This is a genomic window from Pantoea sp. Pa-EAmG, from assembly GCF_030024295.1.
In the GTDB taxonomy this organism is placed as follows: domain Bacteria; phylum Pseudomonadota; class Gammaproteobacteria; order Enterobacterales; family Enterobacteriaceae; genus Pantoea; species Pantoea dispersa.
This window is the reverse complement of the sequence record NZ_JASEWO010000019.1, coordinates 23,402-39,607: the sequence shown is the minus strand read 5'-3', so window position 1 is coordinate 39,607 and position 16,206 is coordinate 23,402. Positions and strand designations below refer to the sequence as shown.

General features: G+C 57.9%; 16 protein-coding genes. 12 read left to right on the top strand and 4 right to left on the bottom strand.

The genetic code is table 11. From position 1 onward, the window contains the following. The 4 genes from dnaA to gyrB all read left to right on the top strand — a co-directional run. Nucleotides 1-1,243: chromosomal replication initiator protein DnaA (dnaA, locus tag QMM04_RS04830; protein WP_282995734.1), on the top strand; the 1,243-nt coding region annotated here is incomplete at its 5' end. 5 nt (nt 1,244-1,248) lie between these two features. Further along, on the top strand, nt 1,249-2,349 hold the full coding sequence (gene dnaN, locus QMM04_RS04825; RefSeq protein ID WP_010617831.1) for a DNA polymerase III subunit beta: 1,101 nt from the start codon (nt 1,249-1,251) through the stop codon (nt 2,347-2,349). 179 nt (nt 2,350-2,528) lie between these two features. Further along, nucleotides 2,529-3,614: a DNA replication/repair protein RecF gene (gene recF, locus QMM04_RS04820; RefSeq protein ID WP_058758201.1), complete on the top strand. Its 1,086-nt coding sequence runs from the start codon at nt 2,529-2,531 to the stop codon at nt 3,612-3,614. A 17-nt stretch (nt 3,615-3,631) separates the two neighbouring features. Then, nucleotides 3,632-6,040, top strand: coding sequence for a DNA topoisomerase (ATP-hydrolyzing) subunit B (gene gyrB, locus QMM04_RS04815; RefSeq protein ID WP_058758200.1), 2,409 nt, complete (start codon nt 3,632-3,634; stop codon nt 6,038-6,040). A 42-nt stretch (nt 6,041-6,082) separates the two neighbouring features. Here the strand turns inward: gyrB and QMM04_RS04810 are convergent, their stop codons facing one another. Continuing rightward, complete coding sequence (locus QMM04_RS04810) at nt 6,083-6,388, bottom strand: helix-turn-helix transcriptional regulator (protein ID WP_058758199.1); 306 nt, start codon at nt 6,386-6,388, stop codon at nt 6,083-6,085. After that, nucleotides 6,385-6,738 carry a type II toxin-antitoxin system RelE/ParE family toxin gene (locus QMM04_RS04805; RefSeq protein WP_058758198.1) on the bottom strand — a complete coding sequence of 118 codons (354 nt, stop codon included), beginning with the start codon at nt 6,736-6,738 and terminating at the stop codon, nt 6,385-6,387. Before QMM04_RS04805 ends, QMM04_RS04810 begins: the two co-directional genes overlap by 4 nt. A 206-nt stretch (nt 6,739-6,944) precedes the next feature. Here QMM04_RS04805 and yidA point away from each other — a divergent pair, with 206 nt between their 5' ends. From yidA to QMM04_RS04770, 7 genes are all read left to right on the top strand, one after another. Then, the gene (gene yidA, locus QMM04_RS04800; protein ID WP_058758197.1) at nt 6,945-7,754 is read left to right on the top strand and encodes a sugar-phosphatase; all 810 of its coding nucleotides are present in this window, start codon (nt 6,945-6,947) and stop codon (nt 7,752-7,754) included. A gap of 215 nt (nt 7,755-7,969) precedes the next feature. Then, entirely contained in the window at nt 7,970-8,668 is a 699-nt protein-coding gene (locus QMM04_RS04795; RefSeq protein ID WP_021506909.1) for a FadR/GntR family transcriptional regulator, read from the top strand. Next, nucleotides 8,665-9,543, top strand: a complete 879-nt coding sequence (locus tag QMM04_RS04790; protein ID WP_282995733.1) for a 2-dehydro-3-deoxygalactonokinase — start codon at nt 8,665-8,667, stop codon at nt 9,541-9,543. Before QMM04_RS04795 ends, QMM04_RS04790 begins: the two co-directional genes overlap by 4 nt. Then, a complete protein-coding gene (locus QMM04_RS04785; protein ID WP_021506907.1) occupies nt 9,527-10,144 on the top strand; it encodes a 2-dehydro-3-deoxy-6-phosphogalactonate aldolase in 618 nt (205 codons plus the stop codon). The genes QMM04_RS04790 and QMM04_RS04785 overlap by 17 nt, the downstream gene beginning before the upstream one ends. After that, a complete protein-coding gene (gene dgoD, locus QMM04_RS04780; protein ID WP_021506906.1) occupies nt 10,141-11,289 on the top strand; it encodes a galactonate dehydratase in 1,149 nt (382 codons plus the stop codon). The genes QMM04_RS04785 and dgoD overlap by 4 nt, the downstream gene beginning before the upstream one ends. Nucleotides 11,290-11,533: 244 nt before the next feature. Beyond that, nucleotides 11,534-12,826 (top strand): MFS transporter, encoded by a 1,293-nt coding sequence (locus QMM04_RS04775; RefSeq protein ID WP_058770733.1) that lies wholly within the window; start codon nt 11,534-11,536, stop codon nt 12,824-12,826. A gap of 106 nt (nt 12,827-12,932) precedes the next feature. Further along, complete coding sequence (locus QMM04_RS04770; protein ID WP_282995732.1) at nt 12,933-14,195, top strand: DUF3748 domain-containing protein; 1,263 nt, start codon at nt 12,933-12,935, stop codon at nt 14,193-14,195. Here the strand turns inward: QMM04_RS04770 and QMM04_RS04765 are convergent. Beyond that, nucleotides 14,173-14,532, bottom strand: a complete 360-nt coding sequence (locus tag QMM04_RS04765; RefSeq protein ID WP_040679624.1) for a YceK/YidQ family lipoprotein — start codon at nt 14,530-14,532, stop codon at nt 14,173-14,175. The genes QMM04_RS04770 and QMM04_RS04765 overlap by 23 nt on opposite strands. A 285-nt stretch (nt 14,533-14,817) precedes the next feature. Here QMM04_RS04765 and ibpA point away from each other — a divergent pair, with 285 nt between their 5' ends. Beyond that, entirely contained in the window at nt 14,818-15,234 is a 417-nt protein-coding gene (gene ibpA / locus QMM04_RS04760; protein WP_010617843.1) for a small heat shock chaperone IbpA, read from the top strand. Between the two features lie 58 nt (nt 15,235-15,292). Here ibpA and QMM04_RS04755 read toward each other — a convergent pair whose 3' ends face one another. Then, the gene (locus tag QMM04_RS04755) at nt 15,293-16,198 is read right to left on the bottom strand and encodes an EamA family transporter (protein ID WP_282995731.1); all 906 of its coding nucleotides are present in this window, start codon (nt 16,196-16,198) and stop codon (nt 15,293-15,295) included. Between the last annotated feature and the right edge of the window lie 8 nt (nt 16,199-16,206).

Sequence of the window (16,206 nt, the reverse complement as noted above, 5' to 3'; positions counted from 1 at the left end):
ATATCTCAATAGTATCAATGGGCTGCTGAATGAATTCTGCGGTGCGAATGTGCCGCTGCTGCGTTTTGAGGTCGGCACGCGCCCGGTTGCGCCGGTGGCTGCTACGCAACCCGCCATGGCCAGCAGCGTCAGCGCGCCCGCACCGGCTGAGAATCGTCCGGCACCGGCACAGCCGCTGCGCCCGAGCTGGGATTCGGTTCCGGCACCGGCTGATGTGACCTACCGCTCGAACGTGAATAACCGCCACAACTTCGACAACTTCGTTGAGGGTAAGTCCAACCAGCTGGCGCGCGCGGCGGCACGTCAGGTGGCGGATAATCCTGGCGGCGCTTATAACCCGCTGTTCCTGTATGGCGGCACCGGCCTCGGCAAAACGCACCTGCTGCACGCGGTGGGCAACGGCATCATCGCGCGCAAGCCGAATGCCAAAGTGGTTTATATGCACTCTGAACGCTTCGTGCAGGATATGGTGAAAGCGCTGCAGAACAACGCCATCGAGGAGTTTAAGCGCTACTACCGTTCGGTGGACGCGCTGCTGATCGATGATATTCAGTTCTTTGCCAATAAAGAGCGCTCGCAGGAAGAGTTTTTCCACACCTTCAACGCGCTGCTGGAAGGTAATCAGCAGATCATCCTGACCTCGGATCGTTACCCGAAAGAGATCAACGGGGTGGAAGATCGTCTGAAATCACGCTTTGGCTGGGGATTAACCGTGGCGATCGAGCCGCCTGAGCTGGAGACGCGTGTCGCGATCCTGATGAAAAAGGCGGACGAAAACGACATCCGTCTGCCGGGCGAAGTGGCCTTCTTTATTGCCAAGCGTCTGCGCTCTAACGTGCGTGAGCTGGAAGGGGCACTTAATCGCGTGATTGCCAATGCCAACTTTACCGGGCGTGCCATTACCATCGATTTTGTGCGCGAAGCGCTGCGCGACCTGCTGGCACTGCAGGAAAAGCTGGTAACCATCGACAACATCCAGAAGACGGTGGCCGAGTACTACAAAATTAAAGTGGCGGATTTGCTGTCGAAGCGCCGTTCGCGCTCGGTGGCGCGTCCGCGTCAAATGGCGATGGCAATGGCCAAAGAGCTCACCAACCACAGCCTGCCGGAAATTGGCGATGCGTTTGGTGGCCGTGACCATACCACCGTGCTTCATGCCTGCCGTAAAATCGAGCAGCTGCGTGAAGAGAGCCACGACATCAAAGAAGATTTCTCTAACCTCATTCGAACATTATCTTCCTGACGCATATGAAATTTATTGTTGAACGTGAGCAGTTGCTGAAGCCGCTGCAACAGGTGAGTGGCCCGCTTGGCGGACGCCCGACGCTGCCGATCCTCGGAAATTTACTGCTGCAGGTGAATGAAGGCACGCTGCTGCTGACCGGTACCGATCTTGAGATGGAGATGGTGGCGCGCGTGGCGCTGACCCAGCCGCACGAACCGGGCGCGACGACTGTCCCGGCGCGTAAGTTTCTTGATATTTGCCGTGGTCTGCCTGAAGGCGCAGAGATCAGTCTGACGCTGGAAGGTGACCGCATGCTGGTGCGCTCCGGCCGCAGCCGCTTTTCGCTGTCGACGCTGCCAGCCAGCGACTTCCCGAATCTCGACGACTGGCAGAGCGAAGTGGAATTCACGTTGCCGCAGGCCACGCTCAAACGCCTGATTGAAGCCACGCAATTCTCCATGGCGCATCAGGATGTGCGTTACTATCTCAACGGCATGCTGTTCGAGACCGAAGGCGAAGAGCTGCGCACCGTTGCCACTGACGGCCATCGTCTGGCGGTCTGTTCGATGCCTGTCGGGCAGGCGCTGCCGAACCATTCGGTGATCGTACCGCGCAAAGGTGTGATTGAGCTGGTTCGTCTGCTGGACGGCGGTGAAACGCCGCTGCAGGTGCAGATTGGCAGCAGCAACATTCGTGCGCATGTTGGCGACTTCATCTTTACGTCGAAGCTGGTTGATGGCCGTTTCCCGGATTATCGCCGCGTGTTGCCGAAGAATCCTGACAAAGCGCTGGAAGCGGGCTGCGATCTGCTGAAACAGGCTTTTGCCCGCGCGGCGATCCTGTCGAACGAGAAGTTCCGCGGCGTTCGCATCTATATCACCGAAAATCAGCTGCGCATCACCGCCAATAACCCGGAGCAGGAAGAGGCGGAAGAGATGCTGGATGTGTCGTACAGCGGCACCGAGCTGGAGATTGGTTTTAACGTCAGCTATGTGCTGGATGTGCTGAACGCGCTGAAGTGCGAAAACGTGCGTCTGCTGCTGACCGATTCGGTTTCCAGCGTGCAGATTGAAGATGTAGCCAGTCCGGCTGCGGCCTACGTCGTGATGCCCATGCGCCTGTGATCGTCTGGCGGGCTAACTTACTCGCTATTTTGCACCCGGGCAGTGCTCGCCCCTGGTCACATACTTCAGTATGCTCCCAGGGTCTGTGCGCTGGCCGTGCGCAAACTAGCTTCGCCGTTAACGCCCTCGATTGCAGGGTTAGGTGAACACCACTTCTTAATGCGCAGCTGGATTCGTTCATGGCTTTAACCCGCCTCCTGATTAAAGATTTTCGTAATATCGAGCAGGCCGATCTCACGCTGGCGCCGGGCTTCAATTTTCTTGTGGGCGCCAACGGCAGCGGTAAAACCAGCGTGCTGGAGGCGATTTATACGCTGGGCCACGGCCGCGCATTCCGCAGTTTGCAGGCCGGACGCGTAATTCGTCACGATCAGGACGCGTTTGTATTGCACGGGCGGATTGAAGGCAGCGAGCGCGAGCTGGCGGTCGGCCTGAGTAAAAACCGCGCCGGCGACAGCAAAGTCCGCATCGACGGCAGCGACGGCCATAAAGTCGCCGAGCTGGCGCAGCTGCTGCCGATGCAGCTGATTACGCCAGAGGGGTTTACTTTGCTCAACGGCGGCCCCAAATACCGTAGAGCCTACATCGACTGGGGCTGCTTTCATGCTTATCCCGGTTTCTTTCTGGCCTGGAGCAATCTGCGTCGCCTGCTGAAACAGCGCAACGCGGCGCTGCGCCAGGTCGCGCGCTACAGCCAGATCCGGCCATGGGATCAGGAGCTGGTGCCGCTGGCAGAACAGATCAGCGCCTGGCGCGCCGAATACAGTGCGGCCATTGCCAGCGAAATCACCGCTACCTGCAGCCAGTTTTTACCGGAGTTTGCCCTGTCATTCTCCTTCCAGCGTGGCTGGGACAAAGAGAGCGACTTCGGCGAGCTGCTGGAGCGCAACTTCGAGCGCGATCGCGCGCTCACCTACACCGCCAGCGGTCCGCACAAAGCCGATTTTCGGATTCGTGCTGAAGGCACGCCGGTGGAAGATTTACTCTCACGCGGTCAGTTAAAGCTGCTGATGTGTGCGTTGCGGTTAGCGCAGGGCGAGTACCTGACGCGCAGCAGCGGACGTCGCTGTTTATACCTGATTGACGACTTCGCCTCCGAGCTGGATGACACCCGTCGTCGCCTGCTGGCGGAACGCCTGAAAGCCACGCAGGCTCAGGTGTTTGTCAGCGCCATTGGTGTCGAGCATGTAATCGATATGAGTGACGAAAAGGGCAAGATGTTCCGCGTGGAACAGGGTAAAATAGCGGTTCAACCTGAAGATTAAATGAGCGAGAAACGTTGATGTCGAATTCTTATGACTCCTCAAGTATCAAAGTCCTGAAAGGGCTTGATGCGGTACGCAAACGCCCGGGTATGTACATCGGCGATACGGATGACGGCACCGGTCTGCATCACATGGTATTCGAGGTCGTGGATAACGCCATCGACGAAGCGCTCGCCGGCCACTGTAGTGATATCGTGGTCACCATCCATGCCGACAACTCTGTCTCCGTACAGGATGACGGCCGTGGTATTCCGACCGGTATCCACCCGGAAGAGGGCGTCTCTGCTGCCGAAGTGATCATGACAGTACTGCATGCCGGCGGTAAGTTTGATGACAACTCTTATAAAGTTTCCGGTGGTCTGCACGGCGTCGGCGTATCGGTGGTGAACGCCCTGTCGCAGAAGCTGGAACTGACCATTCGTCGCGACGGCAAAGTGCATCAGCAAACCTACGTGCACGGTGTGCCGCAGGCGCCGCTGGCGGTGACCGGCGATACCGACGCTACCGGTACGCGCGTGCGTTTCTGGCCGAGCCACGATACTTTCACCAACGTCACCGATTTTGAATATGAAATCCTGGCGAAGCGTCTGCGCGAGCTGTCATTCCTTAACTCCGGCGTGTCGATTCGCCTGGAAGACAAGCGCGACGATAAAAACGACCATTACCACTATGAAGGTGGTATCAAAGCGTTCGTTGAATATCTCAACCGCAACAAGAACCCGATTCACCCGAATGTGTTCTACTTCTCCACCGAAAAAGACGGTATCGGCGTTGAAGTTGCACTGCAGTGGAACGACGGTTTCCAGGAAAACATCTACTGCTTCACCAACAATATTCCGCAGCGCGACGGCGGAACGCACCTTGCCGGTTTCCGCGCGGCGATGACGCGTACGCTCAACGCCTACATGGATAAAGAAGGTTACAGCAAAAAAGCCAAAGTCAGCGCTACCGGTGACGACGCGCGTGAAGGGCTGGTGGCAGTGGTTTCGGTCAAGGTGCCGGATCCGAAATTCTCCTCTCAGACCAAAGACAAGCTGGTCTCTTCCGAGGTGAAATCGGCGGTGGAACAGCAGATGAACGAACTGCTGAGCGAATACCTGCTGGAAAATCCGTCTGACGCCAAAATCGTGGTCGGTAAAATCATCGATGCCGCGCGTGCGCGTGAAGCCGCGCGTCGTGCACGTGAAATGACCCGCCGTAAAGGCGCGCTGGACCTGGCGGGCCTGCCGGGCAAGCTGGCGGACTGTCAGGAGCGCGATCCGGCGCTGTCTGAAATCTACCTGGTGGAGGGTGACTCTGCAGGCGGTTCCGCCAAGCAGGGACGTAACCGTAAGAACCAGGCGATTCTGCCGCTGAAAGGTAAAATCCTTAACGTGGAGAAAGCGCGTTTCGACAAGATGCTCTCTTCTCAGGAAGTCGCCACGCTGATCACCGCGCTGGGCTGCGGTATCGGCCGCGATGAGTACAACCCGGACAAGTTGCGCTATCACAGCATCATCATCATGACCGATGCGGACGTCGATGGTTCGCACATCCGTACGCTGCTGCTGACCTTCTTCTATCGCCAGATGCCGGAAATCATCGAGCGTGGCCACGTCTACATCGCGCAGCCACCGCTGTACAAGGTGAAGAAGGGCAAGCAGGAGCAGTACATTAAAGATGACGACGCGATGGATCAGTATCAGATTGCCATCGCGCTGGACGGCGCCACGCTGCACACCAACGCCAGCGCACCGGCGCTGGGCGGCGAGCCGCTGGAAAGCCTGGTGGCGGAATACAACAGCACCCAGAAGATGATCAAGCGTATGGAGCGCCGCTTCCCGTCTGCGCTGCTGCGCGCGCTGGTTTATCATCCAACCCTGAGCGATCTCAGCGATCAGACAGCAGTGACCGCATGGCTGGAGAGCCTGGTGGCTTACCTGAACGAGCGCGAAGCGCATGGCAGCAGCTATGTGGCACAGGTGCGGGAAAACCGCGAACAGCAGCGCTTTGAGCCGGTGCTGCGCGTGCGTACTCACGGTGTTGATACCGATTATCCGCTGGACAGCGAGTTCATTGACGGCGCGGAATACCGCAAAATCTGTGCACTCGGCGCGCATCTGCGTGGTCTGATTGAAGAGGATGCCTACATCGAGCGTGGCGAGCGCCGTCAGCCGGTTGCCAGCTTCGAGCAGGCGATTGACTGGCTGGTGAAAGAGTCGCGCCGCGGTCTGTCAGTGCAGCGCTATAAAGGTCTGGGCGAGATGAACCCGGATCAGCTGTGGGAAACCACCATGGATCCGGACAGCCGCCGCATGCTGCGCGTCACCATCAAAGACGCCATCGCCGCCGACCAGCTGTTCACCACGCTGATGGGCGATGCGGTTGAACCGCGCCGCGCCTTCATCGAAGAGAACGCGCTGAAAGCCGCCAACATCGATATCTGATATCGCAAAACCCTTCCCAAACGGGAAGGGTTTTTTGTTTTATTAAACGCGCAGAATTCTTCCACCCGAGCCGTCCGGCATTTCAATCAGCAGGCTTAGCTTGCCGCCCATCGCTTCAATGTAGCGCTTAATGGTGATCAGACGCTGATCGGCGCCGCCCTGCTCAATTTGCGTGATACGCGGCTGCTTAACCCCCATCGCTTCCGCAACGGTTCTCTGCGATAACGCTAACTCTTCCCGCAGCAGTTGCAGGCCGGTTTCGAGAATCAGCTCATCTGCCATCAGCTGAATGTCAGCTTGCTCAGCTTCAGTAAACTCACTCTCGATAAATTTTTGTAAGTCGTTCATGAATGATTTTCCTCTGCGTTATTGAGGTAAGCCGTGAACAATTGATCTGCAAGGCATATCATCCGCGCATAAAATTGTTTGTCTCCGGATTTATTGCCAGCACACAAAATGACCGCTTTGCGTTGCGTGTCGAATGCGTATAGCGCCCGAATTGGCTGACCAGCGTACTGTATTCTCAGTTCTTTCATGTTGTGGAAGCGTGATCCGTTAACCGTATCGGCATAGGGCCGTGGCAGCAACGGGCCATAATGCTGCAGGTTTAACAGGGCCGCAGCGATGCGTTTTTTCAGTTTGTTGTCCTGTGCCCGCAACCATTCCCGGAAGGTGTCGGTAAAAATGATTTCCCACATAACGCAATCTCCATATAAGTGATTGCTTATAGTAATTTATAAGCAATAACTTATATGATCAAGCGAATCAGCAGAAGTAAAACACCAAATGCTCAAACTGGATAATGCTGCACAATGCATGACAGGCGTTATCTGCCGATTAACTGGTCAATGTGAGCTGAATCGCGCTAGCATTAAAGCCAGACCCTGAATTAACCGAGGACGTTATGGCGATAAAACTGATTGCGATCGATATGGACGGCACGCTGCTGAATCCGCAGCACGAAATCACGGCGGGCGTCAAAGCGGCGATTGGCCGGGCGCGGGATAAAGGTGTGTCGATCGTGCTGGCCACCGGACGCCCGTTTGTTGGTGTGGAGCGCTACCTGATGGAGCTGGATCTGCGTCAGCCGGGGCAGTATTGCATCAGCAACAACGGCGCACTGGCGCACAGCGCGGACAGCGGTGAGGTGGTGGCTGAGAAGACGCTTGGCTTTGATGACTATCTCTACCTGGAGCAGCTGGCGCGCGACCTTGGGGTACATTTTCAGGCGTTCGACAAATCCTTCCTCTACACGCCAAATAAAGACATCAGTGAATACACCATTCACGAAGCCAGCCTGACCGGCATTCCGGTGCGCTATCGCGCCGTAGAAGAGATGGACCCGGCGACGCGCTTCCCGAAACTGATGATGATCGATAAACCGGAGCTACTGGATAAAGCCATCGCCGCCTTACCGGCGCGCGCCCGCGACAGTTATACCATTCTGAAAAGTGCACCTTACTATCTCGAAATCCTTAATCCGCTGGTCAACAAAGGCTACGGCGTAAAAATGCTGGCGGAGAAACTCGGCCTGCAGCCGTCAGAAGTGATGGCGATTGGCGATCAGGAAAACGATCTGGCGATGATTGAATACGCCGGCACCGGCGTGGCGATGGGCAATGCGATTGATTCCGTGAAGCAGATTGCGCAGTTCGTGACCAAGACCAATATGGAAGATGGTGTCGCGCACGCCATTGAAGAGCTAGTGCTGTAACCCTCCTCTGATGCGGGCGGCGTTCTGCTGCCCGTCACTTCTCTGCTGAATTTTTGCTGTCAGTGCGCCGATGGGTTGTCTGTTTTGTGATCCATATTGTAGTACAAACAATATATATGGTACTACAATCGCCGCTACAAAATGCGTCAGGGATTGGGCTTTGCACTACGAAAGCAGTAATCTGATTTCTCACGCCTTTCATGGAATCGAACACGATGACGCAGGAACCACTGAGTAAAACAGAGCGCATCATCCAGACGCTGGGTGAAGAGATTGTGGCCGGAAAATATGTGCCGGGCGCCGCGCTGCCGGCGGAAGCGGAGCTGTGCGAGCGATTTTCAACCTCGCGCAACATTATCCGCGAAGTGTATCGCTCCCTGATGGCCAAACGCCTGATGGAGATGAAGCGCTATCGCGGCGCGTTTGTGACCTCACGTAACCAGTGGAACTATCTCGACAGCGATGTACTGCAGTGGGCGCTGGCGCACGATCACGATCCGCGCCTGATTGCGGCGATGAATGAGGTGCGCGTGCTGGTGGAGCCGCAGATTGCGCGCTGGTCGGCCGAGCGTGCTACGTCGACCGATCTGGCGGCGATTGAGCTGGCCTATAACGATATGGTGGCCAACCACCTCAACCGTGATGCCTTTAACGACGCGGATATCCGCTATCACGAAGCGGTGATGGCCTCGGTACATAACCCGGTGCTGCAGCAGCTCAATGTGGCGATCAGCCAGCTGCAAAAAGCGGTGTTTGCGCAAACCTACATGGCGGATTCCGGCAACATGCCGCGCACCTTAGCCGAACATAAAGCGCTGTTCGATGCCATTCGCCACCAGGATGGCGATGCGGCGGAACAGGCGGCGAAGGCGATGATTGCCAGCTCAACCGCCCGACTCAAGGAGATTTTGTGACCCGTTATATCGCCATTGACTGGGGCTCCACCAACCTGCGCGCCTGGTATTACCGCGCCGGTGAATGCGTCGATGAGCGCCGTTCGGAAGCGGGCGTGACGCGCCTCGGCGACCGCACGCCTGCTCAGGTGTTTGCCACCATTACCGACGGCTGGCCGGTGGCCGAAGTCCCGGTGATCATGGCCGGTATGGTGGGCAGCAACGCTGGCTGGCTGGCAGTGCCTTATCTCGCCTGCCCGGTGGCGCTCAATGCATTAAGCGATCGCCTGACCTGCGTGGAAGGAAAAGCGTGGATTGTGCCGGGACTGAGCATCGAACGTGACGACAACTACAACGTAATGCGCGGTGAAGAAACCCAGCTGCTCGGCGCGGTCACGCTGCAGCCCGCGCCGCTGTATATCATGCCGGGCACGCACGCCAAGTGGGTGCAGATGGAACAGGATCGCGTCATCGATTTCCGCACCGTGATGACCGGCGAGCTGCACCATTTACTGCTGAAGCAGTCGCTGATTGGCGCCGGTTTACCCGCGCAGGAAGCCTCTCCGGACGCGTTCCGGGACGGTTTGCAGATTGGCAGCCACGACCGCTCAATTCTGGCGCGCCTGTTTGAAGTGCGTGCCGCCCACGTGCTCGGCGCGCGCGATCGTCGCCATATCAGTGATTTTCTCTCTGGCCTGTTAATCGGCCATGAAGTGGCGCAGATGACGCAGCAGTTAACGCATAGCCGCCAGCCGATTGTCATTATCGCCGGCAGCGCGCTGGCACAGCGTTATCGGCAGGCGCTGGCCTTTATCGGAACAGATTCAGTCACGCTGGAGGGCGATCGCGCTTTCCAGTACGGAATAAGGAGTATTGCGCATGTCCTGGCCCACTAAACTTCCGCTGATCGCCATTCTGCGTGGCATCACGCCGGATGAAGCTGAAGCGCACGTCGCGGCGTTAATCGACGCCGGTTTCGATGCGATTGAAATTCCGCTCAACTCGCCAGAGTGGGCGAAAAGTATCGGCGCGATGGTGCAAACCTTCGGCGATAAAGCGCTGATCGGTGCCGGCACTGTGCTGCAGGCGACGCAGGTCGATCAGCTGGCGGCGCTCAACAGCAAGCTGGTGGTGACGCCCAATACCGATGCTGCGGTGATTCGCCAGGCCGTGGCGCACGGCATGCTGGTTGCCGCAGGCTGTGCCACCGCCAGCGAAGCCTTCACCGCGCTGCAGGCTGGGGCGCAGGCGCTGAAAATTTTCCCGTCGTCGGCGTTTGGTCCGGGCTACATCAAAGCGCTGAAAGCGGTGCTGCCGCCGGAGGTGCCGGTCTTTGCCGTGGGTGGCGTTACGCCGGAAAACCTGCATGAATTTATCGCCGCCGGTTGCGTCGGGGCTGGCCTGGGCAGCGATCTCTATCGCGCCGGTCAGCCGCTGTCGCGCACCGTGGAGAAGGCCCGCGCATTTATTGCTGCCTATAAGGACGCTGTACGATGAAAATTACGAAACTGACCACTTATCGCCTGCCGCCGCGCTGGATGTTCCTGAAAATCGAAACCGATGAAGGCATCATCGGCTGGGGCGAGCCGGTGATTGAAGGGCGCGCGCGCAGCGTCGAAGCGGCGGTGCACGAGCTGTCGGAATATCTGATTGGGCAGGATCCGGCGCGGATTAATGATCTGTGGCAGGTGATGTATCGCGGCGGTTTTTATCGCGGCGGCCCGATTTTAATGAGCGCCATTGCCGGTATCGATCAGGCGCTGTGGGATATTAAAGGCAAAGCGCTGGGCGTGCCGGTGTATCAGCTGCTGGGCGGTCTGGTGCGTGACAGCATCAAAGCCTATAGCTGGGTAGGCGGCGATCGTCCGGCTGAAGTGATTGATGGCATTAAGAAATTACGTGGTATCGGCTTTGATACCTTCAAACTCAACGGCTGTGAAGAGATGGGCATCATCGACAATTCTCGTCAGGTCGATGCCGCTGTTAACACCGTAGCGCAGATCCGCGAAGCCTTTGGCAGTGACATTGAGTTTGGCCTCGATTTCCACGGTCGCGTCAGCGCGCCGATGGCCAAAGTGCTGATCAAAGAGCTGGAGCCGTATCGTCCGCTGTTTATTGAAGAACCGGTGCTGGCCGAGCAGGCAGAATACTATCCGCGCCTGGCGGCGCAGACGCATCTGCCGATTGCCGCAGGCGAACGCATGTTCTCCCGCTTCGAGTTCAAGCGCGTGCTGGAAGCCGGTGGGCTGGCGATTCTGCAGCCGGATCTGTCGCACGCCGGCGGCATCACCGAATGCTACAAAATCGCGGCGATGGCCGAGTCCTACGACGTGGCGCTGGCGCCGCACTGTCCGCTGGGGCCGATTGCGCTGGCTGCCTGTCTGCACGTGGATTTCGTGTCGCGTAACGCGGTGTTCCAGGAGCAGAGCATGGGCATTCACTATAATCAGGGCGCTGAACTGCTCGATTACGTGATCAATAAAGATGATTTTAAAATGGATGACGGCCATTTCTATCCATTAAATAAACCCGGCCTCGGTGTGGAAATAAATGAAGAGCTGGTGATTGCGCGCAGTAAAAATGCGCCAGACTGGCGTAACCCATTATGGCGCTTTCCGGATGGATCGGTAGCCGAGTGGTAATAACCGTGGTAATGCACCCGGTCGCTGCGTTTACCGCTTTATAACAGCACCGATTATCAGGCGATTAAACATCTGACTATTTAAACCATGTGCGGAATATATAAGGCACAGGGCAGCGCTCAACCTGTTTTCACCGCGCTGCCAGTTTACCGCTGCTGCGGCTTTTATCTTCGATAACCTTACCCTGCGTTGGCTGCGGCGTGTTTCGGCACGTCTGCCAGCTGACATCTGACGGAGAAACACCATGGATCTCTCTGCTGTTCAGGCGAAACCTACGCGTCGCCGTTATATTACGCTGCTGATGATTTTTATTACGGTGGTCATTTGTTATGTCGATCGCGCTAATTTGGCCGTGGCCTCGGCGCATATTCAGCAGGAATTTGGCATCAGCAAAGCAGAAATGGGGTATGTGTTTTCTGCTTTTGCCTGGTTATATACCCTGTGCCAGATTCCCGGCGGCTGGTTTCTCGACCGCGTAGGTTCACGCCTGACCTATTTTATTGCTATTCTCGGCTGGTCGGTGGCGACGTTATTACAGGGATTCGCCAGCGGCTTATTATCGCTGATAGGTCTGCGCGCCATTACCGGTATTTTTGAAGCGCCGGCTTTCCCGACCAATAATCGCCTGGTTACCAGCTGGTTCCCGGAACAGGAGCGCGCTTCGGCCGTCGGTTTTTACACCTCCGGTCAGTTTGTCGGCCTGGCGTTTCTCACGCCGCTGCTGATCTGGATTCAGGAACTGCTGAGCTGGCACTGGGTGTTTATCATCACCGGCGGCATTGGCATTGTCTGGTCGCTGGTGTGGATGAAGGTTTACCAGGCACCGAGCCAGAGCAAAGGCATCAATCAGGCCGAGCTGGATTACATTCGTGCCGGTGGCGCGATGGTCGACGGCGATGCACCCGGCGAGAAAAAAGCACGCGTTAAACTCACTGCGGCCGACTGGAAACTGGTGTTTCATCGCAAGCTGTGCGGCGTGTATCTCGGCCAGTTCGCGGTGACTTCAACGCTGTGGTTTTTCCTTACCTGGTTCCCCAACTACCTGACGCAGGAGAAACATATCGCCGCGCTGACGGCCGGCTTTATGACTACCGTGCCGTTTCTCGCCGCCTTTGTTGGCGTGATCCTCTCCGGGATGGTGGCCGATCGTCTGGTGCGCAGCGGCCGCTCGCTCGGCTTTGCCCGCAAGACGCCGATCATCTGCGGCCTGCTGATCTCCACCTGCATTATGGGCGCCAACTACACCAACGATCCGCTGTGGATTATGGTGCTGATGGCGCTGGCCTTTTTCGGCAACGGGTTCGCGTCCATCACCTGGTCGCTGGTCTCGTCACTGGCGCCGGTACGCCTGATTGGCCTGACCGGCGGCATGTTTAACTTTATCGGCGGCCTCGGTGGCATCACGGTACCGCTGGTGGTGGGGTATCTGGCGCAGGATTACGGCTTTGCGCCCGCGCTGGTGTACATCTCCGCCGTTGCGCTGATTGGCGCGCTCTCTTACATCCTGCTGGTGGGGGATGTGCAGCGCGTGGGCTAAGCTTCCGGGTGCGCATGCCTGCGCACCCGCATTAGCTGCTCAGCTTTTGCTTAACTGAACGGCATCACGTAATTTGTCCGGCAACGGTTACATCTGAGGTTGCCCCATGTCAGAAAAACAACTCACCTTTACTCAGCGCCATCATCAGCTGACCAATATCAACGTCTGGACCGCCGACAGCCAGTGGCTGGCATTTGATGTGCGGCCGTCCGGCGCCTCGTTTACCAGCCTGACCATTGAGCGCGTCAACGTGCACAGCGGCGCGGTCGAGGTGCTGTATCAGGCGCGCGATGGCGCGCACGTCGGCGTGGTGACCGTGAGTCCGGATCTGCCGCCGCGCTATGTCTGTATTCATGGGCCGGAGCATCCCGATGCGCACTGGCATTATGACTTTCATCACCGGCGCGGCGTGATTGTTCAGCAGGGCATCGCAGAGAACCTCGACGCCTGCGATATCACCGCGCCCTACACTCCGGGTGCGCTGCGTGGTGGCTCGCACGTGCATGTGTTCAGTCCGGATGGCTCGCGGCTGAGCTTTACCTATAACGATCACGTGATGCATGAGCGCGATGTGCGTGACGACCTGCGCAACGTCGGCGTGGCGGTGCCGCTGCATCCGGTGTGCCCGCCAAAACAGCATCCGCGCGAATATGACGGCAGCCACTACTGCGTGCTGGTGAGCCACACCCGGCGCGATCCGCAACCGGGCAGCGATCAGATTGACCGCGCTTATGAAGAGTGCTGGATTGGTGAGCGTGGCTATCAGAAAGCGGACGGCAGCTGGCAGCGCTGGGCCATCGCCTTTATCGGCGATACGCGCAATGCCAGTGGTGAAAAAGTGCCGGAAGTGTTTGTGGTCGATCTGCCTGAGGCGCTGGCGGACTATGCCAGAGCCGGCAATGCGCCGCTGCAGGGCACGGCAGAGCAGCTGCCGGCACCGCCGGCTGGCGTGCAGCAGCGGCGGATCACGTACGGTAAAGGGCTGGCGCTGCAGCCGCGCCACTGGTTGCGCGCTGCGCCGGATGGCAGCGCGATCGCCTTTTTACAGGCTGACGAGCAGGGCATTGTGCAGCTGTGGACGGTCTCACCCAACGGTGGCGCGGCGCGTCAGATCACCTCACTGCGCAGCAGCATTCAGTCTGCTTTCAGCTGGCAGCCGGACGGCGCAGCCATCGCCTTTATCTGTGATAACAGCGTGATGCGTTGTGAGATAGCCAGCGGACAGTGTACGCGCCTTACGGCACGCAGCGCGCAACCGCCGGGCGGCGACGCGGTGGTGTGGTCGCCGGACGGGAAGCAGATCGCCTACATGCGCGAGGTTGACGGCTGGCGACAGCTGTTCTGCGTCAGTGTGATTCCGCCGGCATAGCCGCCGCAGTGGCCAGGCTGGCCTGGGTGCCAGCCATCTTCTCGCTCTGCAGCACGCGTTCGCGCGGCGAATCTTTGGTTTTATCGTCGTCGGCGCGGAAGTAATCCCACGGCAGCAGCAGCGTATCCATCACTGCCGAAAAGGGCAGATCGATCAGCGCCAGCGGTTTAATCGCCCAGCTGGTATTGTCATCGGTCAGCATCTCTGCGCTGGCGCGCGTGCCGGGGTAGTAACCCTGGCTGGCACCGGTATGGGACATCACGCTGGAGCAGCCTGATGTGGCACAGGCGCAGCAGACCAGCAGGCCGGTGAGCGGAAAGCGTTTCATCATTTTCATCATCATCATCCCTACAGTCATGGCATGGCCCTGGCTGGAGTGTGTCACCTGACATCCGCATAACTCTGTGGTTATGTCCTTCCCGTCAGGCGAAGCGTCCCCTGAGTGTATGCCATATCGTCAGAATTGCTGCAAAAAAAAGCGCATTGCCCCTTGAAAGCGACCTGAGCGCACCCATCTTTAAGCTACGGTCACGACGCGGTCGCCGACAGGGACACCGACGGGCCGGACAACCTGTCCATGGTGGAAGGTTGCCAAAACTTGCTGATTATCAGGAGTCTTATTATGCGTAACTTTGATCTCTCTCCGCTTTATCGTTCTGCTATTGGTTTCGACCGTCTGTTTAACCTGCTTGAGTCCAACCAAAACCAGGCTAACGGCGGCTACCCTCCGTACAACGTCGAGCTGGTAGACGAAAACCACTATCGCATCACCATTGCCGTCGCTGGCTTTGCGCAGAGCGAACTGGATATCACCGCCCATGACAACATGCTGGTGGTACGCGGCGCCCACCCTGAAGAGCAGCAGGAACGTAAATACCTGTACCAGGGCATCGCAGAACGTAACTTCGAACGCAAATTCCAGCTGGCCGATCACATCGTGGTGCGCGATGCGCGTCTCGAACTGGGCCTGCTGAGTATCGATCTGGAACGCATCGTCCCGGAAGAGGCGAAACCACGCCGGATTGAAATCCTGAAATAAGGCTAACGAAGTAAAGAAAAACGCCGCTGCAACGCGGCGTTTTTTTATGGCTGCATCATCAGGTACGTACCAGCAGGCGCTGGCTCACCATACCGCCGAACACATTCACCAGCAGCCCGAGAATGATCACCGACGCGCCGAGAATCTCCTGCGCCGACAGAGTTTCACCGAGGATCAGCGCGGCGCTGAGAATACCGACCACCGGCACCAGCAGCGACAGCGGCGCCACGCGCCAGGTTTCGTAGCGGCTGAGCAGATTGCCCCAGATGGCGTAGCCAATGATGGTGGCGAAAAACGCCAGATAGAGCAGCGCCAGCACCGTCTGCAGCGAAATATCCAGCAGGCTGGTGACAATGGCGGATTCGCCCTCGAACCACCACGAACAGGCAAAGAACGGCGCAATCGGCACCAGCGCGCTCCACACCACCAGCGACATCACCGGCACCTGGCGGTTGCGCAGGATAATCTTGTTAGTGATATTGCCCAGCCCCCACGACAGCGCCGCCGCCAGCGTCAGCATCATGGTGGTCAGCGTGATGCCCGCGGTTGTCTGGCCCTCCATACCGGCGGTTGCCAGCATAAACATGCCGAGCGTGGCGACCAGAATGCCGGCGATGTGGTTCCAGCGCAGCTTCTCGGCCAGCAGCAGCGCGCCGAGCAGCAGGGTGAAAAATGCCTGCGCCTGCAGCACCAGCGAAGCCAGCCCGGCTGGCATGCCAAGCTTGATGGCGAGGAACAGAAACGCGAACTGACCAAAGCTGATGGTCATGCCATACACCACCAGCCAGCGCAGCGGAATTGCCGGACGACGCACGAAAAAGATCGCCGGAAACGCCACCAGCGTAAAACGCAGTCCCGCCAGCAAAAAGGGCGGCATGCCCTGCAAACCCAGCTTAATCACCACAAAATTTACTCCCCACGCCACTACGACGCACAGGGCTAACAACATATCTTTCAGGGACATACGCATTC

What these genes read in the sequence shown, in the direction of transcription:
- QMM04_RS04755 (WP_282995731.1), bottom strand. Translation starts at nt 16,198, where the DNA reads ATGTCCCTGAAAGATATGTTGTTAGCCCTGTGCGTCGTAGTGGCGTGG.
- QMM04_RS04770 (WP_282995732.1), top strand. Translation starts at nt 12,933, where the DNA reads ATGTCAGAAAAACAACTCACCTTTACTCAGCGCCATCATCAGCTGACC.
- QMM04_RS04775 (WP_058770733.1), top strand. Translation starts at nt 11,534, where the DNA reads ATGGATCTCTCTGCTGTTCAGGCGAAACCTACGCGTCGCCGTTATATT.
- QMM04_RS04765 (WP_040679624.1), bottom strand. Translation starts at nt 14,532, where the DNA reads ATGAAAATGATGAAACGCTTTCCGCTCACCGGCCTGCTGGTCTGCTGC.
- gyrB (WP_058758200.1), top strand. Translation starts at nt 3,632, where the DNA reads ATGTCGAATTCTTATGACTCCTCAAGTATCAAAGTCCTGAAAGGGCTT.
- dgoD (WP_021506906.1), top strand. Translation starts at nt 10,141, where the DNA reads ATGAAAATTACGAAACTGACCACTTATCGCCTGCCGCCGCGCTGGATG.
- QMM04_RS04795 (WP_021506909.1), top strand. Translation starts at nt 7,970, where the DNA reads ATGACGCAGGAACCACTGAGTAAAACAGAGCGCATCATCCAGACGCTG.
- QMM04_RS04785 (WP_021506907.1), top strand. Translation starts at nt 9,527, where the DNA reads ATGTCCTGGCCCACTAAACTTCCGCTGATCGCCATTCTGCGTGGCATC.
- recF (WP_058758201.1), top strand. Translation starts at nt 2,529, where the DNA reads ATGGCTTTAACCCGCCTCCTGATTAAAGATTTTCGTAATATCGAGCAG.
- yidA (WP_058758197.1), top strand. Translation starts at nt 6,945, where the DNA reads ATGGCGATAAAACTGATTGCGATCGATATGGACGGCACGCTGCTGAAT.
- ibpA (WP_010617843.1), top strand. Translation starts at nt 14,818, where the DNA reads ATGCGTAACTTTGATCTCTCTCCGCTTTATCGTTCTGCTATTGGTTTC.
- dnaN (WP_010617831.1), top strand. Translation starts at nt 1,249, where the DNA reads ATGAAATTTATTGTTGAACGTGAGCAGTTGCTGAAGCCGCTGCAACAG.
- QMM04_RS04805 (WP_058758198.1), bottom strand. Translation starts at nt 6,738, where the DNA reads ATGTGGGAAATCATTTTTACCGACACCTTCCGGGAATGGTTGCGGGCA.
- QMM04_RS04810 (WP_058758199.1), bottom strand. Translation starts at nt 6,388, where the DNA reads ATGAACGACTTACAAAAATTTATCGAGAGTGAGTTTACTGAAGCTGAG.